The sequence below is a fragment of the Dyadobacter sp. SRI_021 genome, assembly GCF_057586235.1.
On the sequence record NZ_JBYCZM010000001.1, the window covers coordinates 937,654 to 962,468 of the forward strand.

Here is a 24,815-nt window from a genome sequence, read left to right on the forward strand (position 1 = left end):
CTAACAAGAAAAATTAAAAACCATGCTGTTTACCGCCAAACTATCCGACATGCCCGTCGAAGCGGAATCGAGGGTGATCATCCGTTTTCAGGATTGCGACCCGCTGATGCATCTGAACAATTCCAAATACTTCGATTACTTCTTCAATGCACGGGAAGATCAGGTTTCCAAACTGTATGGTTTCAGTTTCGAGGCAATGTTCCGTGAGCTACGCACGAGCTGGGTCGTGTACCAGCACCAGATCGCGTACGTAAGGCCTGCGCGTATCAGCGAGTGGGTGCGCATTACCTCGCGCGTGATCTACTATAATGAAGATACGATGGTAACGGAGTATTTCATGACAAACGACCTCCGTAACGAGCTCAAAACAGTGCTTTGGACCACTTCCAAGCATATCAGCATTGCCTCCGGGCAACGCGTACCGCATCCGAAGGAGGTAATGGATTACCTGGGCGCCACCTGCGTACCCGGCCTCGATTTTCCCGGTCTGCATTTCAACGACCGCATTCATGCGATCAAGCAGGAACTGGCGGCTGGTGCTAGCGTGTAGTGTCTTTTTCTGAAATCAGTTTTCTTGTTGTATCCTGCTTGGCATCCTGCGGGGCATCCTGCGGGGCATTCTGGCGAACAGAGTCCGCAGGCAGAAAAGGTATCTGCACGCCAGGCTTCGGCGAACGGGTAAAGCGGTTGAAGCTATGGGTAAACTGCATACTCACACCGCCGGTTGTAAAGGTGCCGCTGTTGAACACCAGGTTGTTCTGTATGTTACGGTTATAGGCTTTCACCCGCACCGTACCTTTAGCATTCAGCCAGTATTCTAATGTCCATTCGCCAAGCAGACTCGCCGCATCGTATTGCGAGGCGCCCGTCTGCGATTGCGTCCCGGAGGTAAAGCGGCCATCGCGCGTGACACGAAAGCGGTCGTTCAGGAACCGGTATGAGAAGCGTAACTGCAAATTATTCAATGCATTCTGATCCAGTGAAAGGCCCGAAACACCTACTTCCAGATTTTCGTTAATGCCCGAGGCCCAGCGGCTGATCTGGTTCGATACGAGTTCACTGATACTGCTTCCGAGGAAGTTCTGACTGCCTACTGTGGCCAGGCTGCTTTCAGGCAAAAGCTGGTTCACTACCAGCAAGCTACTTACCTGCCGGCTCAGCTCCTGTTCGTCGGATTTCAGCTTGTTTTGAAATGCTTCCAGCTGACCACGGTAAGCGCTTAAAGAGGGATTATCCAGGATTTTGAGGTCATACCGGATCGTGGGCGACATCAACCGCTCGGACAGCCCGATCGTCACTTCTACGGGATACCTTCTCGACAATGCATCCCCGCTGTTGTTACCCAGATTCCCGGTGTTAGGCAACACGCCTGCCAGCGAAACCATTTGGGTATAGCCTGCTTTTACATCGAGCTGCGCGCCGTAGGGATCGCCCGCCCAGACGATCCTGCTGCCCGGTTTGATATTGAATTTCTTGTTGATAACATTCTGCAACGTAAAATTATACTCGCCCTTTTCGATCTCGTACGTCCCCGCCATCGTGAAATCGCCCTGGGTATCAATATTCAGGTTGAGACGCCCGCTTCCGTTTCCGCGCAGCACGTCGCCGGTTTGCCGGTCGAAGATAATCTCACAGGTCGCGTCGGGGGTAAGGTTGAAATTGAAATCCATTTTGATCCCGCCGGCAATCTGGCTCCTGGCGATGGAGTCGGCTGCGGGCGCGCCTGCCGTACTGTCGGAGGGCACCATTTTACTCACAAACTGAATATAATCCTGCGTCGCCACCTCGGTAGCCCCATCCAGCGGTATGTGAATGCGCGTACCCTTGTTACTGGTCACATTGGCTTCGATATTCAGCTTGTCGATCGGGCCGTACACTGCCACCGGGCCGGTTACGTAGGCCGTTCCGTAGAACATGTCGTTGTCCTTCGCTGTGGTATTCAAAATTTTGAAATTGCGAAGATCCGCATTGAAGCCGAGGGAGAAGTATTTGAAACCGTCATGAAAGACCCCGCCGCGCAATGTCGCCGTATTGCCGTCGGAATCGGTGACGAGAATATTGTTGCCCGTGATCTCACTTTCTGAAAAATTGATTTTATCGCTGAATGTAAAGACCGATTGCAGGTAATCGAACTTCATCCGGCCCTTGTCCACGGTAAGCGAGCCTTCCAAAATGGGGGCATCCACCACGCCCCTGATCGATACCACTCCCTGCGCCGTTCCACTGATGTCGGATACGAGCCCCTCGGCGAAAGGTTCAAGCGCTTTGAAATCGGCCTGATTGAAAATGGCTTTCAAGTTCAGCGTATTTGCTTCGAGTTTCGGACGGTATGATCCCACCAGGCTGAAAACCCGCCGCGCGTTTTTGCTCAGTTGGGCGTCGATCTGCAACTCGCTCGTGGTTTGGTCCCAATCGCCGGTGCCAAGCAGGTTCCCGAACTCGTACTGACCGTACCCAAGGCCTTCGATCGCAAAATTAGCATCCAGAATGACGCTGTTATAAATGTCTTTCACCTTCGCCGAGCCATCCATGATCCCCGATAATTTGGTATTGAACACGGGGTTCAAACTGGCCAGTTTGAAGTTTTTAATATCCAGCAAAAGGCTCTTTTCCGGATCTTCGGACGCAGTTCCGCTAAGGAAAATGCGCTGCTTACCACTCACCAGGCCAAGGTTCGACATCGTAATATCGTCGCCCACAATCGAGATCAGGCTTTCCGAAGGCACGTTCCATTCTTCATCCAGCAGATTGAGTTTTGAATTTTTGAAACCAATATCCAAACCCGCCGGCAGGAACCGTATTTCCCCCGCCAGATTGGCCCGGTTGGTACTTTTGACCTGATGAACTGCACCATTGAAGTCGATGTGGTCCACATCCCAGGTGCCTTCGAGCTCCATTTTCTCAGTAGGCACCATTTTGCTGATCTGCTGCTTGCCGGAAATCACGAGAATGGACGCGAGCACCTCAGCACTGTTGACAAATTTTGAGGTAGTAACATCCACTTCTGCATTCATGAAATGGTTTTTACCATAACTCACCGTATCCGACACTGCATTGAATGTCAGCACCGCCGTATTATCCATCTTAAAGATACCTTCCGCTTTTGCCCCACGTGAAATGTAAATGTCCGGACTCAGGAAGGCCAGGAATTTCGAGAGGTTGTGCGTCTGGACCGAGTAGTCGATATCGTACCTCCGCGACAGCATCTTCAACGGCTTCCGGGCGTAGTATTCGTTCCGGCTGGCCTCGTTTTCAAAGAAATACAATTTATACTCTTCCAAAACCTGGCTCACATCCTTCCAGGCCTGAGTGGGTAGGAAATTTCCTTCCACCTTCGCTGTCAGAAACTCGCTGTCAAGCTGCAAGCGGCGCTTGCCGAGGTGATTCCTGGAAGACAACACGAGCGTATCCACGACGAGGTTACGCTCCTTATTGGTCATCACGAGGTAGGTATTCAGCAATTTGGCATTACCTACGAGCTCATCTACTGTATTACCCGTCACATTCACATTCAATTGCGTGCGGAGGGTAATCGGATCTTCGCTGAGACCCAGTTCCTTCAAATTGGCCCTTTCAATGAGGCCTCTTACGTCGAACAAGTTCTGTTGTTTCGAAAGGTCGAATTCCCCATCGAGGTTTACGATCAAGTTACTGTCTCGGGCACTTACCAATCCATTGAAATACTGATTTTGCAGATTGCCCCTCAGCCGGATGTTCTTATAATCATAATTCCGGAAACCCACCCGGTGCACCAGCGCGTTCATATCAGCGGAAGCCACCGATAGCTCAAGTCCCTTCCCGTAAACCTTTCCTTCAAAATCCAGCTCCTGCCAGTTATCTTCGTCTTCCAGCAAAGTACCCAGATTGAAAGCCGCTGTTTTCACTTCACCCGAATAGGTGGTCGTTCTGGCATCTGCAATATGGAACACCAGGTCGCCGGACAACTCGCCCAGCTCCGACGAAGCCGAAGCATTCACCGCAAAGTCTTCCAGTGTTCCTTTGAATGTTCCATCCAGCAGCGTGTAACCAAATTTTTGCAGCTCGGGGTGCATGTCCCAATCCGGGTAATATTGAACCAGGTCGACGGGGTCGATTTTGGAGACCGACAGCCGGATGTCCATCAGCACGCCTTCAATTGTAGGAAGTCCTTTGAAACCGATATCACCGATGAGCCTGCTGTTTTTGCCAAAATGCAGGTCGGTGTTGGAGAGCACAAAATCATCGACCTTTCCATTGAAATCGCCCGATATCAGCCAGGTTTCGTTCAAGCCATCGATATAGCTCGAAAATAGCCCGAGATCCCGCGAATCCACCCGGCTGCCTACCAGGTGCCCTTTCATGTGGATCTTGTGATTGAAATCGCCCAACTCACCCGAGCGGTTATAATAGAATATCACCTCGTCTTTCAAATGCGAATTGCCGATGTGTGCGTCGAGCTCCTTCAACTCCATTTTCTTCTGGCAGAAAAGGAATTTCGTATCAAGGTCGTGCATTTCCAGGCCGGTCTGCTTATCGACGGTTTTCAGGTTTTTGGCACGAAAAGCAATGGTATCTCCCTGAACAAGGAAATCGCTGAGTTCTCCGTAAAGGTGTTTGAGGCTGAAATGCGAGTAGTCAAATACCCGTGAACCCCGATCGCGGGGCTGGCGGGGGTCGTCATAACCAAACGTACCGTCGATCACCTTGGCTTTGCCGATGATAAAAGGCGTGTTGTTCTCAGGCGCGTTCGGTGGCCGGGGCACCGCCGGGGCGGTGAGCTCATTAATGCGTGCAATGAACCCGTCGATATTGAGATCGCCCGATTTCGGCACGATTACCAGGTGTACGTTAGGGCGGTATACATTGACTTCGTCGAGAAATATCTCCTTCGACGAGTCGCGGATAATGTTGTTGACATTCAGATTGACATCCAGCCGGCCGACATCGATCATGTCTGCGCCCGAAGAATCCTTCACGGAAACTCCCTCGAGCGAAACCACGTCGAACCATTTGATATTGACCCTTTCAATGGAAATGGGATACCCGAGCTTGCCGGAGACCTCGGCCGTTATGTGCCGCACCGCCCAGGTTTGCACGGAAGGAAGCTGTAATGCGGTAGTAGCAATCCCAAGCGCCAGCAGCACGAAGATGATAACCACGATCAGACCATTACCAAGCGCCTTCAGGAATTTTAACATATATAGCTTCGCAGCGGCATACTGCTTATCTTATTGTTAATGCTTAATTTTGCGAATATTTTCCACAGTATGAATATCCTCGCCATTGAATCGTCTTGTGACGAAACCTCCGCAGCTGTTATAACAAACGGGAATATCCGCTCCAATGTTGTTGCTACACAACTCATCCATACCCAGTACGGCGGCGTCGTCCCGGAGCTGGCTTCGAGAGCGCATCAGCAACACATTCTACCGGTAGTGGACAAAGCATTGAATGATGCAAAAATAGCAAAAAAAGACCTGGATGCCATTGCTTTTACCAAGGGGCCGGGTTTACTGGGGGCTTTGCTGGTAGGGACTTCGTTCGCCAAGTCGATGGCGCTCGGATTGGATATTCCGTTGATCGAGATCAATCACATGCAGGCGCACGTGCTGGCGCACTTCATCGACGAGCCCAAACCCGCATTCCCGTTCCTGTGCCTTACTGTGAGCGGCGGGCATACGCAGATCGTGAAAGTTACCGGCCCGCTCGACATGGAAATCATTGGTGAAACGCGTGATGACGCCGTGGGAGAGGCTTTTGATAAAACGGCCAAGCTGCTCGACCTGCCCTATCCGGGCGGTCCGCTGATCGACAAATATGCCGCGCAGGGAAATCCGCAAGCCTTTCCATTCCCGCTTCCGGAAATGCCCGGGCTGGATTTTTCATTCAGCGGAATCAAAACTTCGTTTCTGTATTTCCTCCAAAAACAGGTCCGCCAGAACCCTGATTTCATCCAGGAAAATATCGCCGACATTTGCGCGAGCATTCAGTTTACATTGATTGATATTCTCCTCAAAAAATTAAAAAAAGCATCCCGCGAAACGGGGATTAAGGAGATTGCGATTGCCGGCGGCGTGTCCGCTAACTCAGGTTTGCGCAAATCGCTGCGGGAACTCGGCGACCAGTTAGGCTGGAATGTGTATATTCCTGCTTTCGAATATTGTACCGATAATGCAGCCATGATCGCGATCGCGGCGCATTACAAATTTGAAGCAGGCGATTTCAGTGATCAGACGGTTAGCCCGCTTGCGAGGATGGAGTTTTAGAAACACCGGTGACGAAAACGATTGTATGAGACACTTTTGCCCGGGCATTCTTTTTCCCGCAATCCTGTTGGTGGACAAAGACGGAAATCTTTTTGTTACAGATTCAGCAAATCAACGTAATCGTAAGCCGACCATCGAATACTCATGGCCATGACATTGTCAGAAATCTGGGTCTATCCCGTCAAATCCCTCGGCGGGATCAGGCTCACCAAAGCATTAACCGAAGAAAGAGGGCTGCAGTACGATCGCCGCTGGATGATCATTGATGAAGGAAATGTGTTCATTACACAGCGCGCCCATTCAAAAATGGCGTTAATAGACGTCGCATTGGAAGATAAGGGATTGAAAATATACCTTCGGACGGATCCGGCGGATTCTGTACTCGTGCCCTACGAACCGGCAACGGCATTTCCCGTCACCGTGCAAGTATGGGACGATACTGCGGAAGCACTCACTGTTTCTGACGAAGCCGACGCCTGGCTCAGCCGGCAACTTGGCATGAAACTCCGGCTGGTAACAATGCCTGATTCGACCGAAAGAAAGGCGGATCCACGCTATGCACGGCACAACGAGAATGTAAGCTTTGCCGACGGCTTTCCCTACCTGGTCATTTCACAAGCTTCCCTCGATGATTTGAACAGCCGCCTCGCGGAGCCGATCGAAATGCGGCGTTTCCGCCCTAATTTCGTGATCAGCGGCACCGAGCCATTTGCCGAAGACCAATGGAAGCACATTACCATCGGCGGCCTGCGTTTCGAAGTGGTTAAGCCTTGCGCGCGCTGCGTACTCACGACCATTAATCCGGAAACGGCAGAAAAAGGCGCAGAACCGCTCAAAACCCTCGCAACTTACCGGCGCAATGGCAACAAGATATTGTTTGGACAGAATGTGACGGTGCAGGATTTTGGAGAACTGAAGATAGGCGACCGGCTCACGGTCATTGAATAGCAAAAAAGCTCCAAATGGAGCTCTTTTGCATTATAAATTAATTGAGTCAAAACCACCAGCCATGCCCGGCTTACAGCCCATTGCTTATACTTAAAGCCTATTGCCCCAGGAAACCTCCATCAAGACTGAGCTTCCGTTTCGCTTGCTCCGGTTGTCTGGAACGGGCTTTTCATAATACCCCTTTCCGAATTGCGGATAAAATTGATGATTTCGTCGCGTTCGTCCGAAGGCGCCATTTCCAGTTCGATCTTTTGAAGCGCTTCCGCGTTGTTGAGGCCCTTCATGTACACGAAGCGATAAATATTCTGAATATCGATGATCTGCTCGTTGGTAAATCCTCTTCTGCGTAAGCCGACGGAGTTGATACCCACGTAGGAAATAGGCTCGCGTGCGGCTTTGGTAAACGGAGGCACGTCTTTACGCACCAGCGAAGCACCCGATACAAATGCGTGGATACCGATTTTAACAAATTGATGCACAGCACTCAATGCACTCACAATAGCCCAGTCTCCCACATGGACGTGCCCGGCCATTTGCACATTATTACCGATGATGACATTGTTACCAACCCGGCAGTCGTGCGCTACGTGCGCATAAGCCATGATCAGGCAGTCGGAACCTACCACCGTTTTCCAGTGCTCCTCGGTACCACGACTGATCGTCGCATACTCGCGAATCGTCGTATTATCGCCAATCACCGTCAGAGTGTATTCATTGTTGTATTTCAAATCCTGCGGCGTTGCCGAAACAACGGCACCAGGATATATCTTACAGTTTTTACCAATACGCGCACCGGAGTTGATTACAGCGTGTGATCCTATCCAAGATCCTTCCCCGATCTCAACATCGGCGTGAATCATTGCAAAAGGTTCAATCTCTACATTCTGAGCAATCTTAGCGTCAGGATGGATATATGCTAATGATTGAGTCATTTTTTCTTTACCAGGCTTGCTATCATATCCGCTTCACACACCAGCTGTCCGGCTACGTATCCCCGGCCACTCATTTTGACTATTCCCCGCTTCATCGGGGAAGTGAATTCGCATTTAAAAATAACTGTATCCCCCGGGAAAACATTGCGGCGGAAGCGGCATGCGTCGATTCCGATGAGGTATGGCCAGTAGTTGTCCGGATCAGGAACGCTGGAAAGCACGAGGATTCCTCCTGTTTGCGCCATGGCTTCCAACTGCAAGACACCGGGCATTACCGGATTACCCGGAAAGTGCCCCAGAAAAAACTGTTCGTTGATTGTCACGTTTTTCACCCCTACGACGCTGTTTTCGTCGAGAGCGATGATCTTATCGATCATCTGAAACGGATAGCGGTGCGCCAGCAACTGGCCTATCTGGTTGATATCGAATATGGGAGCCTTGTTCGGATCGTATTGCGGGATGTCGCCTTTTCCGGATTTGATCAGTTTTTTGATCTTTTTAGCCAAAGCCACATTCGCCGCGTGGCCAGGACGTGCAGCGAGGATCTGCGCCTTGATCGGCCGGCCTACCAGCGCCAAGTCACCAATGAGATCGAGCAACTTGTGGCGCGCCATTTCATTGGAATAATGCAGATCCACATTGTTGAGGATCCCCTTGGACTTGTCGACACTCACTTTCGGCTTATTCAAAAGTTGCGACAGGTGGTCCAGTTCACCATCTTTCACCTCACGGTCCACGATCACGATCGCATTCGTCAGGTCCCCGCCTTTGATCAGGTTCTGCTTGTACAATGCTTCCAGCTCGTGCAGGAACACGAATGTACGGCACGATGCGATATCGTCTTTAAACAGTGTGATATCATTCAGTGAAGCGTGCTGGCTGCTGATGACTGTGGAATTATAATCCACCATCACCGTAAGGCGATAGTCCGAAAGCGGCAGTGCCACCAGTTCGGTATCCTTATCCTTGTTCTTATAATGAACGTATTCCGGAACTTCGAAATAATTGCGGTAGGCATTTTGCTCTTCGATACCCGCGTCCAGCAATGCATCCACGAATTTGATGGAGCTGCCGTCCATGATCGGCGGCTCAGGGCCATCGAGTTGGATCAGCACGTTATCGATCTGCAAACCTACCAGCGCGGCAAGTGTGTGTTCAACCGTGTGGATTCTCGCGCCGTTCTGTTCGATGGTAGTGCCACGGGAAAGATCCACTACATTATCGACATCTGCATCAACAATGGGCTGGTCGGGTAAGTCAACACGTTGAAACTTGTACCCGTGGTTGGCTGGTGCCGGCACGAATGTCATCGTAGCGACAACACCGGTATGTAAACCCACTCCAGTTACGGATACAGACTTAGAAATGGTTTGTTGTTTTTCGTTCATTATATCTATTTCCTTTTCTAAATAAGGTGCGTACGGGTGCTGTGACTACTGAAAATCAGACGTTTCCTGCTTCCGTTCCAGGTCTTTCAGTCGTTCCTCCAGCTCAGGCAGCCTCCGCACCAACGCCATGGACCGCAAATGTTCGTTCAGCTCCCTGGCGGGGGAGCCCGATAGCGACAGGCCTTCCTTTTTAATGGATTTGCCAAGCCCGCTCTGAGCCCCGATCTTAGTATTGTTTGCTACCGTAATATGTCCAACCAAACCAACCTGACCGGCAATCACACATTGATCACCCACAGTGGTAGAACCGGACACACCCGACTGGGCCGCAATTACGGTATTTTTTCCAATCTCTACATTATGTGCAATCTGAACCAGGTTATCTATTTTCGCTCCCTGGCGGATAATGGTCGAGCCCATCGTCGCACAGTCGATTGTCGCATTCGCGCCGATGCTTACATTATCCTCTATCACCACATTTCCGAGCTGCGGGATTGTCTTATAGCTGCCATCAGCCTGCGGCGCGAAACCGAAGCCGTCGCTACCGATCACCGTATTAGCAAAAATCGTCACATTCTTGCCGATCACCGTGTTGTCATAAATTTTCACGCCAGGATGGATCACCGAATAATCGCCTACCTCGACTCCGTCACCCAACCAGGCCTGCGGGTAAATCTTCACCTCTTTTCCAATCACGCAATTTTTCCCGATATAGGAAAATGCCCCGCGGTAGCAGTTATCCCCTGTCTGGCTGTTCTCTCCAATGAAACTAGGCTGCTCTACCCCGGACTTGACGCCGGCGAGGCGTTTCTGATATTCTTCCAGCAGGATTGTGAAGGCGGTATAGGCATTTTCGACGTAGATCAACGTCGCTGCAACATCTTTTTTGGGAGTAAAATCTTTATTGACAATTACTGCCGAAGACTGTGTGGAGTAGATATAATGCTCATATTTGCTATTGGCCAGAAAAGAAATACAACCCGGCAGGCCCTCTTCAATTTTTGCAGCCGAACTAATTGTAATCTGATCATTTCCAACAACAGTTCCATTCAGCATCTGAGCAATCTCGCTGACAGTAAATTTCATATTTTATCGGCTAATTTCGGGTAATGGTATTCGAGTACGTTGTAAAAATTATTAATTCCACCTTCTTTTTAGGGTCCTGATTAACCACGCAAAGATACATTTTTACCCCAACATACATAGTACTTGCGTACAATCTTAGTGAGGGCTTCGATGGTCGGAATGTCGGATGCATCGGCGATATCCAGCAAATTCCCCTTTTTCATTTTAACGCGAATCGGGTCCTGCTCTTTTGCATAGGCCCAATTGGTGGTTTCACCGCTGATCAGGAAATATTTCATATCCGTTTCGGAAATTCCCCGGGCTATCAGACGTGCACGAAGCGGCCCAAGTACCTCCTCGCCCGGCGGCTCATTGAAAAAGCTGATTTTGAACAGATTCCTATCCAGAAGCATTTGACACAGCGTCGATAAAACGGAATCTGGGTGCGTTTTCCAGCCTTTTACAGATGCCCATACGTCGTTATCGTCCAATCCGTTGAATGCCGCCAGCAAATCGGGCTCATTATCGAAATCAGCGAGGGTAAAACGGTTATAAAGAAAGCGTGCAAAATCGGGCGTCGCGAATAGCTGCTCTCCTGCCGCCGCCAGTTCACGGGCGCGGTGCATGATCTGCGTGAGCATCGCCTGCGCGCTCAGGAGCGTCTTGTGCAGGTACACCTGCCAGTACATGAGCCTGCGGGCATGCAGGAAGTTTTCGATACTCAAGAGCCCCTTCTCTTCGACAACCAGCTGATCATGACTGATATCCAGCATCTTAATCAGGCGATCGGCACCAATGGACCCTTCGATGACTCCTGTGTAGAAGCTATCCCGGTTCAGGTAATCCATCCGGTCCATATCCAGCTGACTGGAAATCATCTGGTGGTAAAATTTGCGCGGGTACTTCCCTTCGAACATCTGGATCGCGATGTCGAGCCGACCATTCAACTGACGATTGAGATCCTTCATCATCACCAGCGTAATCGCCTCATGCGGGACACCAGGGAGCACCACACTTTCCAGCACATGGGAAAACGGCCCGTGCCCAAGGTCATGCAGCAGGATCGCCGCCTGCGCCCCTTCCGATTCAGGCTCCCAGATCATATGACCTTTTTCCTGTAAAGTCCGTAATGCCTGGCTCATGAGGTGCATAGCGCCGAGGGCGTGATGAAAACGTGTGTGCAGTGCGCCGGGATAAACGATATCGGCCAGGCCGAGCTGCCTTATCCTCCTAAGCCGCTGAAAATAAGGATGATCTACCAGATCATAGAGCAGATCCGATGCGATGGAGATAAACCCGTAGACCGGATCGTTAATGATTTTCCTCTTATTCAAAATCGATTTTTTGGCAAAAGTAATAAACAACCAACGGACAAAAGAAGCTAATCTTGTCGTATTCATTTGGAGAATTGAACCGATTCGCTAATTTTGCACTCCAAACGAAGGTTTAAAAAAGGGCCTATAGCTCATTCGGTTAGAGCAACTGACTCATAATCAGTAGGTGCCTGGTTCGATCCCAGGTGGGCCCACGTTGAAAGTCAAGGACTTAGCGCAGAAAGCTAAGTCTTTTTTGTTTCTTTTCACGGTGAATGTTTACTTAATTATTGTTTCAAGGAGGAATATATTGGAAACACATGGCCTTGTAAATGACCTAACTAAACCCCTTATGCCAAATTCTATGGATTTTGTGTTCGCCCCTGCGTACGAGTGAAGGGATGATCGACTACTTTGTGTTACTGCCGAATAGAAATTGAAGCACCTTTGGGTAGGCCAACTCGAATCGGGCTGTTTTATAGTTCATTTGGATTATGTCCATATAATCGTTACCCTGATTTTCGATCGCTAACTTCATATTGTTCATAAAATTTTCAAATTTCTCTCCTACCAGTTCATGCACAATTTGATGCATGCTACTTACAACGTAGGCCTCATCTATCCAAAAACCCAAAGAGTTAATTTTGGTGGTCAAGCGGGAGCAATAGTTGACAATCCTATATGCAGGGCATGGATGGGCGCCGGTAAGTTCGTAGACTTCAAAATCGCCACCCGACAACTCATTATGAACCAAAAAGATACCGACCATTGCACAAGCTACAAGATCATTTAAAACCGAAATTTGCCGGCATTCTACTGGAAATGACTGGTAGGTAAAGAGGATAAAGTTCACATTGAGCGCAGATGAAAAGTTGTCGGCATCCCATTCCATCACATGAGATTCAATTTTTTCTTCGTCGGATAGTTCACGCTGATCAACGTCATCTTCATCGTCTATAAAATCTCTAACCTGACTTGGAAATTGCGTCGCATGTCCAATCTCATGGAAAATGATTGAAGACATTCCAAACAAAAAGGCATAAGAATCTGGAGAAAGTACCGTCTTATTGTTTACACAGAGTGGTAAATCTGGCAGAAGTCGATACATATAAGCAGTTAGGTCAGAAACCTTCAAGATTTTTTCACAAAAGCCAGTGCTCATTCGAATGAAACAGTAGTCTGGCCAGCCTTTATACCTTGCGCGTAAACGGGGCGTTTTGACGTAATAGAAAAAAGTCGGACGAAGGCCGAGCGGCCCTTCTAAGTCATTTAAGACTTCATCAATGAATTCGTAAAGAATATGGTAGATCCATTTGTTCCCTTCCTCCTTATGCCAATATTCGTAGATATCACGATGGTCTTTCTGACGTTCAAGCCTCTTTTTCATTAATGCATAGTTTGAAGCATCAATACTATCCTGAATTTCATCAAGAGGGGTCTTTTCGTCTTCATCCATGGGCAGCGGAGCAGTAAATGGGTTGCTAGTTCTTTTCCGTCGTGAAAGCAATCGTCACGTTATCAAGTATTGGTTTCATTGTTTCGCGAGCTTGTACATGAGCTAAATGCGACGACAGGAACAGCGAAATCCTTGCCTTTTCCGTAATAGGGCTTAAAACAGTGTCCGTACTTCTAGAATCTCCTCGGATTATGACTTGCCCGTCAATCGCTGTGATATTCAGTGAAATTCAAAATCGAAGTTGTCTCGCAGGTCCCATTCGATAAGTATGTTTAAAAAATCGGCGTTTGCATTTCGAATTTTGTCCCCATTTTTCAATAGCACTACTCTCCGTAATCCATCATTATCAGACAGATATAATCAGCACTCTGGAACAAATAATGGAGGCTGCGGTTACATGATATTATTGGTCAGTTTACGCGGAATGGCGTCGCTCATATTTATCATTCCGCTATTTTGAGTACTCGGCACCTCGATTCGGAATGCCATTTGAGACTCGGACCATTTCTCGGAAAGTATAGACATACATATCTCCGAGGCTCCCCTTGTTTTCAATATCATACGCCGAGTTATTTGCAAGCTCAATAATGGCCTTGCCTTTTATCCGCAGTTTGTTATTGCTGAGGAGAAAGGTAAAGCGCGCGCTCCATGCAAACTTTATGTTTTTCTCTTTGGTTTGAATCATCCCGAGATCTGAATTCATGTTGTCCACTTCATAGCCCTTATCTATAATGTGCGCAACAAGGTCCGCAAGTAAGTCCTTTGGCGATTTAGTACTATCAAGTGTCAAAATGATTGTCTTGGTCCCTCGCGGAATTTTCGAAACTTGGTCTTTAATCTCTTTGTCGGACTGAGCAAAACAAAATGCTGTCGCAAGGGAAAGTGCGATTGCGAGGATGAATTTCATTAGTCGAGGGGTTCGGTTCTGGCCTTAACATAATATATCTCCCGAACATCAGCAAGTGACAGTTCGAAATCCGGGTACCTTTCTTTGTCAGGATTTAGCGAATGGCAAACGATAATCCCTTCATCAACCCTGTGATCAGTTATTTCTTTGATCTAGATGCCGTCGACGGTTACGAGGACAGAGTATTTTATATTTGTGAATATATAGCTTCCCCCTCCAATATTTGTATTGTGGCTTGCGGGCTGTTAAAATGTCTCTCTTCGCGAAAGCCCTCCTTAGACCGCTGTCCATACTATCACCTCGGAGCGTAAACGCCCGGTATATTCCAATTGAAGGTTTGCTCAATACCATTGAATGTCATGGTAACTCTTTCCGATACACAGGATCGGCGCATTACGCTTCAGGCAAAAGGAGGAGGGATAAAACGACTTGCGGCGCTAATTTTAGGCACTCATTATCCCCAAACGGCAATCTTGTATATGCTGATGGCGGTCGTCAAACAGGATCAGTGAAGCGTGTACATATCAAGGGGAGAAATATGATTTTCCCTGTGGAAGAAAGTACTTTCGCACTTAACGAGCCAAAACTCGCTAAGTGCTTTTTATTATTGAAGGTTCAATTGCCACGTAACTCCGAATTTATCCCCAACCCATCCGAATTTCCGGCTAAATCCGTAGTTATTTAATGGCATATATACATTTCCATTTTGGGATAGGTTATTAAATAGTCTTTCAAGCTCGTCTTCTGTCCTGCATTCGACATACAAGGAAATTGCCGGAGAAAAAGTCCAAGCGTGCTTTACAAAACTGTCGCTGCAAATAAATTGCTTTCCATTCAGCTCAAAGCTGGCCATCATAATTGTCCCTTCTTTGGCGGGGCCGCCACTTCCATGGCGGCGCAGATCGATAATCCTGGAATTTTCAAATAATCCCACGTAAAAATTCATAGCCTCTTCTGCATTGTTTTCCTGGAATGTAAGAAATGTCGTGATTTGCTTTTCCATATCGACTTCTGCTCTTGTTTTTTGATATGTGATTTAAAGTATAACTGCGACAAATCTAGCAGCGGCCAACAAAACATCCGTCATACTTTAGTACCAAAATGACGCTATTAGCCATATATTAACTGCTAATATTGAGCCACCTGGTCACTCATGCATATCCTATTGCAATGAACTGATTTTTCAATGTACTACTTCCCCGCAGCTACCGGCTATGCCAAACCCCTCTAAATAGTAGATCAAAACGCATATCGCAACATCCCTGAACTATCAGGCCTTCCGCACCGCACCGATACGCATTGGCGCCAGCTCATAGGTACATATTCCCGCAGCAATGACAGGATCTTTCTGCGCAAGCTCATTGGCCTCCTCCTGTGAAGCAACCTCCATAATGGCCATTCCAAAGGCGCCTTTCGGGTCGAGGACCGGGCCGAACAAAAGGGAAGTGCCCGCGTCGGTGAGCATGGTCCAGTAGTCGATGTGCTGCAACATGATCGTCCGCTCAGTTTCGGACATATCAAGATGGTAAGTAGGGCGTGGGGGAATGAGTCGGAAGAAAAAATACATAGCAGAATAGATAAGGTGGTTCGGTGAAGTAACTTTCCTCCCTAAAACTACTCAAAAACCTCCGTTCACTAACTGTTTCTTGCCATTGCGCCTTAGCTGCCGCAATTTCGTGAGTCTTTACACTATCTCAAGAAATGGGAATGCTCACACTTTACACGATCGCTTCACTCGCTTTTGCAACAGTTACGCTCGTCGGTAGTAGCAAATGGATGCTGGTACGCGAAAACAGGAAATTGAAACGTGTGCTGAAAACCGGGAGAGAATATGAGGCGCTGATCCTCGACGCCCGGCCTATCAGACCTTCCATCTTCAATACAGAAAACATCCGGTTGAAAGTGCAGATATTGGCGGAGAAGCCACTGGTCGTGGAGTTTGATTACGATGCATCCTATCCCGAATGGCGCGAATTGGTGGCAGGAAAGGTGATCACGGTGGATATCGACCCGGCCGATCCGCGTAATGTCCTGATCATCCGCAAATCTTCGCGGCCATCGAAACCATCTTCTACCAGCAATAGCGCGTTACTGGCTCTCTAAAGAATGATCATAATATCCGGATTGGGCCGGTCGTTTTTGTCGAGGTATTCCCAGGATACAATGTCTTCTTCCGGGTAAATATTGCCGGTATCCTCCGGCCCTTCGTCTCCAATGGCCTCAACAAATGCCTTCGAAGCCTTTTTGTAAGTTCCTTCACGGGGAACGCCATTCATATCGGTAAACAAAACCAGCGATTGGTCTTCGGGGAGTTTTCTCTCTTTCATTATGCCATTTTTTAATGTTAAAAGAAGGCATTTCTACCTTCTTTTACCTGTTCACCGGCAAATTTTATGCCTGCGGCCGGTTAATGGCCAAAGACCAACCCGAGCGTCAACTCCAGTCTGGCCAGACTTTCATACTCGCCTTTTTCCAATTGCACCGTTTCTTTCCGGCCTCCGCTATTTACATTTACCTTCGAAATGGTCCCGCTCAGCACCGAAAAGTTCAGGTATAGTTTCGAGGCATCGCTCATTCTCATGCCATACCCAATTTCCAGCCCCACACCCACAGTTCCGCCGGTAATGCTTACCGGCGCACCGTTGCTATTCACCTGATCTTTATATGATTGGTAACCCATATTCGCGCCTATGTATACGTCGCTTCCCGACCGCAGGACCAACCTGTTCAGTGCCGACACGGCGAAATAGTTGAGATTAACCTTATCCTGAAAACCGGCGCTTTTGAACTGGTAATGATTGTAACTGTACTTCGCCCCTAATCCGAACGGCTCGGAAATGAAGTAATGAATATCCCCGCCTAGTGTATAGCCCGACCTCATTTTCTTCAAATAGCTCATCGCGCCCGGGGATACCTGATCGCTGACCCTTGCGACACGACGTGAATAGCCTCCCTGAAAACGGTACTGCCAGCGATTGAACACCGGCTTTGAAACGATTTCGACAGGCTCATGATAAAAATTTGTGCGCTTATCCGCGATGTCGCTCGTGGCCATGAGTGTTTTTGCCGGCACTCCGAATTTATTGTAGGTGAAATACACAAAATTGCCCTGCTCACGCGTGATTTTGCACCGAATCGAATCACCCGACGTTGTTATAATAAGGTCCTGGGCACGTGCGGCCGCAATCCCGATCAGACAGACCAGGAATGTGAAAAGGAAGTTCTTCATCGGAGGGCTTATTTACGTTTTTTACTAAAGTATTCGGCTTTACCTGTCCGGCTATCGACCAGGTCGAGGGTCGGACGGCCGACGACCACGCCCATTCCTACTCCGCACCGGAGATAGTAGGTGCGCCCTTTTCTGATATCGATGGGTACATAGGCCTTCGACTCCGTTTTAGCCCAAAGCTCCTGCGCTCCCTCCGTCCGGATTTCAATTTTCTGGCGGAATTTGTTCGTAACCCGGCATATGACCGAATCCCCAAGGCTCAGATTATAACTAACCAACGCCCCGGCTCCTCCATTACGATAAACATAGAGAATAGCATGGTCGATCAACGAATCGGCTTCGGTTTCGACCTGTTTCAATACCGCGATCTGATCGGGGCTAATCCGTAAAACTTCTGCGGTGATGCGGTGGCAGGAACTCATAAAATCCGGAGTCTTGTGTTCGATAACCCGCACCGCATTACCACCCGCTTTGCGGGCCTCCTCTTGGGCTTTTTCGAGTACCACGGTGTAACTGCAATTGGTTGTCATACCGGCATCACCAACCTTCACAGTCCCCAGCACTTCCGCCAGGCCTATACCCACCGAGTCTTTGGGAAGCACCCAAACCTCTTCATTGTAATTAAGCGGCTGATATTTTTGAGAGACATTCGTCCGGATTTTTGGAGCGCACCCGGCGATGAGCAGCAACGCGAAAAGCGACGCGATCGTAAACTTTTGAAACATAAATACTGATAGGAAATAGAGGTAAATAGGGATGTTCGGTTACTTAGAGCCAAATCTAATTTAAACCGTTGCACGTCTCAAAACTTCCTGGCAAACCGGACAAAATTGCCCCAATCATAGGCCGTCATGTTATGCTCGCCCTCACGATTGTGATAACCAAAATGCGAACCGATGACTGGCTTATCGATTCCCGGCGGGTCTTTGGGCAATCCCGATTGGATCTTGTACAATGCATACACCGGCTCAGCAGCCTTCAACGCGAGAAACGTCCCTTTGGGATCGGCCCAGAGGTCTTTGGACGCATTGGTGGCGTATACGGGCCGGGGTGCGATGAGCGCGATCAGCATGTGCTGGTCTACCGGCAGCGCATTTTCCCTGTCATTGTATTTTTTGTAATTGTTGTTAAACCAATGTGGGAAAGTAGTGTTGATCCGGCTGATCCGCTCGCCAAATTGGCGCCGCGCCAAAGCTGCACCGGTATTGCCTGAGCAGTTGGTAATGCAAGCCGCAAAGCGCTGGTCCTGCGCAGCCGCCCACAACGATGTTTTACCACCCCGCGAATGCCCTACTACTATCACCTTTTTAGCATCGATATCTTTGTCGGTTTCAAAATAATCCATCACGCGGCTCGCGCCCCAGGCCCAGGCCCCTATCGCCTTCATGCCATTATCCTTTTTCAGCTGTTCGGGGTAAAGTTTTTGCAGAACGCCATTCATGTAAGTGTCTTTATTATCGGGCGCGAGGTCGCTCACATGGAATGCGGCGATCGCGAAACCGCTGTCTATGACCATTTCGGCAGGCCAGAACTCGCTCTTTTTCGCCCTTGTCGGATCGGTATTCTCTTTTCCGCGGTTGTTAATCAGCAAAAACACCGGCACCGGCTTCTTGGCCTGGACAGGTACAAAAAGGACCACGTTGATCTGCACCGAGTTCCCTTTTCTGAAAACGGTGATACCTACCTGTTTCAAAACCGCCTTGCCAGCCATTTCCGCACCGTCGTCTTCTGTCAGTGCATAGCGGATGCTATCGTAGTCCGTAGGCATTTGCCCGTAAATATGGTCTTCAAACAGTTTCAGGACTTCCGGCCTTCTCAGCTTCTCCCATTTTTCTTCGTTACGGATTGTTTTCCCCGAGGTGGTTTTCAGTACATCCGGTAAGATGTAATGCGGAACTTTCGCTTCATCGTAATTCTGGGAAAAAACCGGAGAACCAGCCAGCAGGATCAAGAAAAGGGCTATTCGTTTCATGTGAATTAGTTAGGCATCCATTTCAAAATAAAACGCGCAATTAACTGGTATTTACTGACAAAGCACATCTTAATCGAATTCTCTGAACATTTTTTTAAAAGAGACCCAACCTTCCGCCCTCCCTCCGTAGTTTATTTTATTGACAGGGTGGCCACCTCATTTATATTTTCTAAATTTTAAACACTGATGGTCATGAGAACAGAAAAATGGCTGGTATTATGCGTTGCATTGTTGTTAATCCAGCTGGTCGCCTGCGAACGGGGCAAATTGGAGGAGAATGCTCCGGTACCGGTTTCGGCGAGGATGGGGAGTGATAGTGCGAAGCTCGACAGTATTCCCTTGGATACTATCAGAACAGACAGCATTTGGAATGACAGTATTAGAAATGACAGTATCCACAAGGACACAACCCTCCGGGATAGCATTATCGTCGACAGCTCTTTCTCCGATACCCTTGGAGCCCGACGCCGATCCATTGCTTCAGGAGCTTTGGCACGTCTCAAAACTGTTCGTTGAAGGCAGGTATGAGCGATTTCCGTAAATGTCGTTTTTAACGTTTCAATGAAACAAAACAAGTGTAGCCGGCGTCAAACATCGCTGGCTACGCATCTCGATACTCATTGGATACATTACATCATACACTGGCGGGTTGCAGGCGACGGGAGCGCCAGAGTCAGGAAAAATTGTACCGGCAATTTTACCCTGTCCTGTTTGCGCTTTGCAAGAACTTTTTTGAAGACAAACATGACATCGTCACGGCGATCAACAATGGTATGCTGAAAGTATTCGCAAATATCGACCAGTACGACTCGGCCAAAGGCGAGTTTTTCAGCTGGATGTACACCACCGTCCGCAATGCTGCACTCACCATGCTCCGCGACCGGAGAACACAGGCGTTTGATTATGTGGAAATCGAGGATAAGATGGGGTTTGTTGCGCACGAAAACCCTTTTGAACAGCTTTCGGGAAGAGATATTCGCATATACCTCATGCAGCTGCCGGTGGCGACACGCCGTATTTGCAGCTTGTACTACATGGATGGCTTTTCGGTGAAAGAAATAGCCGGCTCACTGGCCATCAGCGAAGGCACCGTCAAATGGCATTTAAGTGAGAGCAGGAGCAGGTTGAAAATCATTTTTGAAAACCTTCTGTGATGAAAAGGAACGACAAACATATCGACAAGTTTCTCCGTGACCCGCTGCCGGAACCCGAAATTCGGGCGGACGACGCGTGGGCAGGCATGAGCGATATGCTGGACGCCACGGCAAACGACGAAATGAATAGCGTAAAATGGCCGGCACAGTTCTGGAAATCTTTGGGAAGTTTCAAAGGATTATTCATAGCGTTCTCTGCAGTAGTGACTGTTTCGGCGGTAATTGCATTAATTGTTTTTAATAGCAATAAAGCTGAATACCGGCAAATCGCACCATCAGGGATTCCTTCTGAACATAGAAATACCACAGATATTGGAAACGCTAATCCTGTCACCGAACAAACAAAAACCGCTAAATATCGTGCGAACACCGCCGTCGACAGAGATGCTAGCTCTGAAACCGACCGGGCAAAAATCGGAACCGGCAGCAGCGAAAGCACTGTAAATGGCAATCACCCCGAGCAAAAAGCCTCGGAACTGATCACGGCGAGGCGTATCGAATCGAAGCTGAAAACTCCCGATCATGCAGGGCCCGCTCATGTCTCCTCGTATACGCGCAGGCGTAACGCACATTCATCCGCTGCGCCCGAACGCAACGCGCGAATTCACAAGGTCGACGATCAACCCGATATCTCATCACCGAATACTCTTGCCCGATCCGAAAACGCCGGTAGTGCCCAAAAACCAACCGAATTTTCCGTTGTCAATCGGGCCAATACGACCTCTGTTAGCCATGAAAAAACATCGTCTGCTCCGCCCGCAGGAAGTTTGCTCAATAGCCTCGAACCACTTCGCGGGCATTTCATGGGTTCTCCAAGCGATTTAGGCAAACTTGTTCGGAAACCGGTACTGAATGAAGCCCAACCGAAACCAAAAGAGCAAAAGTCTATCTTTACAAATCTGCATTTCGGCCCTGAATGGAACCTCACGCGGTCGGTTGTCTCGACCAATTATATGCTCACCGGAGCCGACAGCGCGAAGCATCCGTTGCGACTAGCGATCCCTGGTGTATTCGTTTCCAAAAGTTGGGACAGGCATACTGCCACGTTTATTTTCAACCCCTTACATTCCTATTTCGGCGACAAAGAGCGCGTCGGCCAGCGGGTTGACTCGATTGCAACGGTGGACTCAACCTACCGAGAGATTTATCGCAATACCAACTTCATTAAAGCATTCGGGCTGAATTTTTCCCTTCAATACCAATTTCAGGTGACCCGCGGATTATCACTGGTAGGCGGCCTTTCGTATGCCCGGTACTCGTCGGCACTGTTTCGAAAAGAAACCGACTACGCTAACGGCACAATCCTCGACGGGTCGTATTTGACAGCAAGAGGACAGGACGCATTGAGGTCGTATATCAACCCGGAGCAATGGAGCCTTCGTGTAGGAATATTATTCTACTCCAGAACAGTCTTCAACAACCGCTTGCAAACTGGCTTAACAACTATCATACCTCTTTCAAATTTGTCATTAGGTGGGTTCAAGAGCGTCAAATCCCCTAATTTTCAGATGTCGATAAGATTTTTGATAAGATGATTGACGCCCCGTGGACCGGAATCATTTCGCGGTTATTTCACTAGCGCTATGCTTCCGGATGTCACAGCAGCGGCCGCGAAAACACTCATAGCCGGTACCGAACTTAGTACTGTTCGGTACTGGGGTGGAAGGTGCGCCAACTATGCCAGAATTCCTGGTAAGCGTTGAGGCGTTTCAGATCGTTGCCAGTGCCGGTGAGGCGTTTGCCGAGTAGATTGTAAGTACTGGTTGGAGTGATAATGGTGTCGTTTCTTAGGGTGAACGGCTCGTTAATTCCCTTATCAAATGCGAAAAAGCTGTTGTTGTCGGCGCCGAGCACCAATGCTACCGGCACATTACCGACCTGGTTATTGATGATCCGCTCTTTTTTGAGACGGTTCCAATCAAATGCCTTGGCCTTGCCACCCGCCTGAATACCTACTATCCAGGATTTGTCTTTCCAGGATAATGTATCGGTCTTGGTGAGCGCGGATTTTCCGCGGCCGGATTCGTAACGGCTCATGGAGTCGTATTTGGCCTGGTACACAGGATCCGGCTGCATGACTTTACTATTTGGGTGCAGTTTCAGCCATTGGCTCAATGAAGTTTGCGTGCTGGCGAGTTCGGGAAGCATTTTGCCTTTCAGCGGACCCGCAATCGCTTGGCCATTAGCTTGCCGCCACCAGCTGCCTGTTTGACTATCTTCGAACATCGCATTGAAGTGGTCCATTCCTACCAGGCGGAACACCTCCGGTTTGCCATCCACCGTGGGCTCGAAAACCCGACCTGTGCGGCATACCGTACAATAAGTAACCATAATAGGTTTTCCCCCAAGGACATCCCGCACCTGGTGGTGATAACCAATATATTGGATCGGATACGCTTTGGCTTCACCATTGGCCTCCACGCCGATCACCAACCGATCCATAGCCACTTTGTTGGTAGCGGCATTGTGCTGGATTACCTGCGAGGGCTGGTAAAACATCGTATCTGCGGCCATTTCAAAGTTGGTTGCGTAGACAATACCTGCGGCAAGCAGCACCACAATGGCAGGCAGCCATTTCCTTTTACCTGAAAACACCGCGAACCCACCGGCGACGATCATCGCCCAGAACAATATCCGCAACGGCCAGCGCCAGGTATGCAGGATATAAGCGGCGTCGATACTGTTCATCCGCTGGCTGCCCGGCATAGGCATGATAAAATATACCTTCGCTATCTCATAAAGGATAATGCCAACAATACCTAAATAGAAAAGCTTCTTCATATATAATACCCCAAATAATAGTCAGATCACAAAAAGGTGCAGCGCACCGCAAGATTTGTAGGTGCAGCGCACCGAAAGATTTGTAGGTGCAGCGCACCGAAAGATTTGTAGGTGCAGAGCACCGAAAGATTGAAGAAATGGGTTCGCCAGGCGGCGAACCCGTTTGCCTAATATATTAACCTATGATAATACGCATAATCCAACTCATTTGCTTCTGAATGTGACAAACAAGGCCACCAGAAAAGGCAGTGAGAACACCAGCAACGCATTCCCAAAACCTCCGAGTACCGTCACAAGAGAGCCAATGAAAAACACCGCCGTAGCGGTAAAAAACCGGCCGACGTTAAAACAAAAACCGGTAGCCGTGCCACGCACCGCAAATGGGAACAGCTCGGGAATATAGCTCGACAAAGCTCCCTGGCTGATCCCGAAACAGAATGCGAGCATAGCCGTTTCAATGTAAATGATATTCGAAAAGGTACGGTTAGTGATAAACAGCACTCCGCACATCACCACGCAGGTGGCAAATGTGGCCAGCAAGGTATTTTTCTTACCGAACTGGTTCATCAGAATCCCCGAAAACACCCCGCCGGTAATACCGCCCATTCCGAGCAGGATCATCAGCATGCCCCGCTCTTTCTGCCCGTCCTCCCCGCTTGCGAGCAACGACTGTGCCCACGTAGGAAGCCAGGAGAATATCCCCCAAAGCCCGATCAGTACAGCACCGAAAATCAGCGACCCGCGGATCACATTCGGTAGATTTTGAGCATCGAAGATTCCTTCCTGACCATTTCTGACTGTCCTGACACCTTTCCACCGGTCCGACTCCGGCAAAAGCAGGAAGATCAGCAATGCAGCGGCAACCGGGATGAAGCCAATGCCGAATGCCGTGCGCCAGTTTGAAAACAAGAGATTAAGGCTCCCGGTAGTAACAATACCGATGGGAAAACAAACGGCCAGAACGCCCAGGACCACCGCGCGGCTGCGGTCCTCCCATATTTCGGAAATGTAAACCGTCGTGATCAGCAGAACGCCGCCCACGCCCATGCCGGCAGTGAAACGGATAGCCAACAATGAGTACCAGTCGGGAACAATGGTAACGAGGCAGGTCGAAATGCCATACAGCGCAGTAACAAGCGTCAGGGATTTCTTTCGGCCGATGCGGTCGCTTACCACACCGAACAGCAACCCGCCGCACATCCAGCCGTAGAGGTAAACTGCATTCACATAAGCACCTATTTCGCCCAGCTCCGCCTCGCTCACTGCCGAACCTTTCAGCTCCGGAATAGCCACCGGCAGGTACACCGACATCAGCGTCGATACCGTGCCGCTCAGCGTGTAGGCCACCACGCACAGGATGAACGCAAGCCATTTCTGGCTGACGCTGATCGGTTCCACACGTTGTATTTCCAAAGTTTCCATAGC

Annotated in this window: 22 protein-coding genes and 1 tRNA gene; 8 read left to right on the plus strand and 15 right to left on the minus strand. The window is 49.1% G+C overall.

Going from position 1 to position 24,815, the window contains the following annotated elements; translation table 11 throughout:
- Window positions 1–22: 22 nt before the first annotated feature.
- A complete protein-coding gene (locus AC2YIT_RS03915; protein ID WP_487278284.1) occupies window positions 23–550 on the plus strand; it encodes an acyl-CoA thioesterase in 528 nt (175 codons plus the stop codon).
- On the opposite strand, the gene AC2YIT_RS03920 is transcribed toward AC2YIT_RS03915, so the two are convergent.
- On the minus strand, window positions 540–5,177 hold the full coding sequence (locus tag AC2YIT_RS03920) for a translocation/assembly module TamB domain-containing protein (RefSeq protein ID WP_487278285.1): 4,638 nt from the start codon (window positions 5,175–5,177) through the stop codon (window positions 540–542). The two genes, AC2YIT_RS03915 and AC2YIT_RS03920, sit on opposite strands and share 11 nt — an antisense overlap.
- A 69-nt stretch (window positions 5,178–5,246) precedes the next feature.
- Here AC2YIT_RS03920 and tsaD point away from each other — a divergent pair, with 69 nt between their 5' ends.
- The gene (gene tsaD / locus AC2YIT_RS03925) at window positions 5,247–6,245 is read left to right on the plus strand and encodes a tRNA (adenosine(37)-N6)-threonylcarbamoyltransferase complex transferase subunit TsaD (protein WP_430842244.1); all 999 of its coding nucleotides are present in this window, start codon (window positions 5,247–5,249) and stop codon (window positions 6,243–6,245) included.
- Between the two features lie 144 nt (window positions 6,246–6,389).
- The gene (locus AC2YIT_RS03930) at window positions 6,390–7,193 is read left to right on the plus strand and encodes an MOSC domain-containing protein (protein ID WP_487278286.1); all 804 of its coding nucleotides are present in this window, start codon (window positions 6,390–6,392) and stop codon (window positions 7,191–7,193) included.
- Window positions 7,194–7,312: 119 nt separating this feature from the next.
- Here AC2YIT_RS03930 and lpxA read toward each other — a convergent pair whose 3' ends face one another.
- The 4 genes from lpxA to AC2YIT_RS03950 form a co-directional block, all read right to left on the minus strand.
- Complete coding sequence (gene lpxA, locus AC2YIT_RS03935; RefSeq protein ID WP_430842240.1) at window positions 7,313–8,125, minus strand: acyl-ACP--UDP-N-acetylglucosamine O-acyltransferase; 813 nt, start codon at window positions 8,123–8,125, stop codon at window positions 7,313–7,315.
- The gene (locus AC2YIT_RS03940) at window positions 8,122–9,513 is read right to left on the minus strand and encodes a bifunctional UDP-3-O-[3-hydroxymyristoyl] N-acetylglucosamine deacetylase/3-hydroxyacyl-ACP dehydratase (protein ID WP_430842238.1); all 1,392 of its coding nucleotides are present in this window, start codon (window positions 9,511–9,513) and stop codon (window positions 8,122–8,124) included. Before AC2YIT_RS03940 ends, lpxA begins: the two co-directional genes overlap by 4 nt.
- 45 nt (window positions 9,514–9,558) lie before the next feature.
- On the minus strand, window positions 9,559–10,599 hold the full coding sequence (gene lpxD, locus AC2YIT_RS03945) for a UDP-3-O-(3-hydroxymyristoyl)glucosamine N-acyltransferase (RefSeq protein ID WP_487278287.1): 1,041 nt from the start codon (window positions 10,597–10,599) through the stop codon (window positions 9,559–9,561).
- A gap of 80 nt (window positions 10,600–10,679) precedes the next feature.
- Complete coding sequence (locus tag AC2YIT_RS03950) at window positions 10,680–11,915, minus strand: HD domain-containing protein (protein ID WP_487278488.1); 1,236 nt, start codon at window positions 11,913–11,915, stop codon at window positions 10,680–10,682.
- A gap of 117 nt (window positions 11,916–12,032) precedes the next feature.
- On the opposite strand from AC2YIT_RS03950, the gene AC2YIT_RS03955 reads away from it, so the two are divergent.
- Window positions 12,033–12,106, plus strand: a tRNA-Ile gene (locus tag AC2YIT_RS03955).
- A gap of 194 nt (window positions 12,107–12,300) precedes the next feature.
- Here the strand turns inward: AC2YIT_RS03955 and AC2YIT_RS03960 are convergent.
- The 4 genes from AC2YIT_RS03960 to AC2YIT_RS03975 all read right to left on the minus strand — a co-directional run bounded on the left by AC2YIT_RS03960 (window position 12,301) and on the right by AC2YIT_RS03975 (window position 15,821).
- Window positions 12,301–13,347: a hypothetical protein gene (locus AC2YIT_RS03960; protein ID WP_487278288.1), complete on the minus strand. Its 1,047-nt coding sequence runs from the start codon at window positions 13,345–13,347 to the stop codon at window positions 12,301–12,303.
- Between the two features lie 451 nt (window positions 13,348–13,798).
- On the minus strand, window positions 13,799–14,254 hold the full coding sequence (locus tag AC2YIT_RS03965) for a hypothetical protein (RefSeq protein ID WP_487278289.1): 456 nt from the start codon (window positions 14,252–14,254) through the stop codon (window positions 13,799–13,801).
- Between the two features lie 604 nt (window positions 14,255–14,858).
- Window positions 14,859–15,257 (minus strand): VOC family protein, encoded by a 399-nt coding sequence (locus tag AC2YIT_RS03970; RefSeq protein ID WP_430842218.1) that lies wholly within the window; start codon window positions 15,255–15,257, stop codon window positions 14,859–14,861.
- A gap of 267 nt (window positions 15,258–15,524) precedes the next feature.
- The gene (locus tag AC2YIT_RS03975; RefSeq protein WP_487278290.1) at window positions 15,525–15,821 is read right to left on the minus strand and encodes a YciI family protein; all 297 of its coding nucleotides are present in this window, start codon (window positions 15,819–15,821) and stop codon (window positions 15,525–15,527) included.
- Window positions 15,822–15,961: 140 nt separating this feature from the next.
- On the opposite strand from AC2YIT_RS03975, the gene AC2YIT_RS03980 reads away from it, so the two are divergent.
- A complete protein-coding gene (locus AC2YIT_RS03980) occupies window positions 15,962–16,357 on the plus strand; it encodes a hypothetical protein (protein ID WP_487278291.1) in 396 nt (131 codons plus the stop codon).
- Here the strand turns inward: AC2YIT_RS03980 and AC2YIT_RS03985 are convergent.
- The 4 genes from AC2YIT_RS03985 to AC2YIT_RS04000 form a co-directional block, all read right to left on the minus strand.
- Window positions 16,354–16,581, minus strand: coding sequence for a hypothetical protein (locus tag AC2YIT_RS03985; RefSeq protein WP_430842212.1), 228 nt, complete (start codon window positions 16,579–16,581; stop codon window positions 16,354–16,356). The two genes, AC2YIT_RS03980 and AC2YIT_RS03985, sit on opposite strands and share 4 nt — an antisense overlap.
- Before the next feature lie 80 nt (window positions 16,582–16,661).
- Complete coding sequence (locus AC2YIT_RS03990) at window positions 16,662–17,483, minus strand: outer membrane beta-barrel protein (protein WP_487278292.1); 822 nt, start codon at window positions 17,481–17,483, stop codon at window positions 16,662–16,664.
- A gap of 8 nt (window positions 17,484–17,491) precedes the next feature.
- Complete coding sequence (locus tag AC2YIT_RS03995; RefSeq protein ID WP_487278293.1) at window positions 17,492–18,208, minus strand: hypothetical protein; 717 nt, start codon at window positions 18,206–18,208, stop codon at window positions 17,492–17,494.
- Between the two features lie 77 nt (window positions 18,209–18,285).
- On the minus strand, window positions 18,286–19,455 hold the full coding sequence (locus AC2YIT_RS04000) for a glucuronyl esterase domain-containing protein (protein WP_430842206.1): 1,170 nt from the start codon (window positions 19,453–19,455) through the stop codon (window positions 18,286–18,288).
- 192 nt (window positions 19,456–19,647) lie between these two features.
- On the opposite strand from AC2YIT_RS04000, the gene AC2YIT_RS04005 reads away from it, so the two are divergent.
- The 3 genes from AC2YIT_RS04005 (at window position 19,648) to AC2YIT_RS04015 (ending at window position 22,144) form a co-directional block, all read left to right on the plus strand.
- Window positions 19,648–19,971 (plus strand): hypothetical protein, encoded by a 324-nt coding sequence (locus AC2YIT_RS04005; protein ID WP_487278294.1) that lies wholly within the window; start codon window positions 19,648–19,650, stop codon window positions 19,969–19,971.
- Window positions 19,972–20,075: 104 nt separating this feature from the next.
- Window positions 20,076–20,609: an RNA polymerase sigma factor gene (locus AC2YIT_RS04010; protein ID WP_487278295.1), complete on the plus strand. Its 534-nt coding sequence runs from the start codon at window positions 20,076–20,078 to the stop codon at window positions 20,607–20,609.
- Complete coding sequence (locus AC2YIT_RS04015) at window positions 20,609–22,144, plus strand: hypothetical protein (protein ID WP_487278296.1); 1,536 nt, start codon at window positions 20,609–20,611, stop codon at window positions 22,142–22,144. The genes AC2YIT_RS04010 and AC2YIT_RS04015 overlap by 1 nt, the downstream gene beginning before the upstream one ends.
- A gap of 103 nt (window positions 22,145–22,247) precedes the next feature.
- Here AC2YIT_RS04015 and AC2YIT_RS04020 read toward each other — a convergent pair whose 3' ends face one another.
- Window positions 22,248–23,390 (minus strand): DUF3179 domain-containing (seleno)protein, encoded by a 1,143-nt coding sequence (locus tag AC2YIT_RS04020; RefSeq protein WP_487278297.1) that lies wholly within the window; start codon window positions 23,388–23,390, stop codon window positions 22,248–22,250.
- 204 nt (window positions 23,391–23,594) lie between these two features.
- Window positions 23,595–24,812 carry an MFS transporter gene (locus AC2YIT_RS04025; protein ID WP_487278298.1) on the minus strand — a complete coding sequence of 406 codons (1,218 nt, stop codon included), beginning with the start codon at window positions 24,810–24,812 and terminating at the stop codon, window positions 23,595–23,597.
- Between the last annotated feature and the right edge of the window lie 3 nt (window positions 24,813–24,815).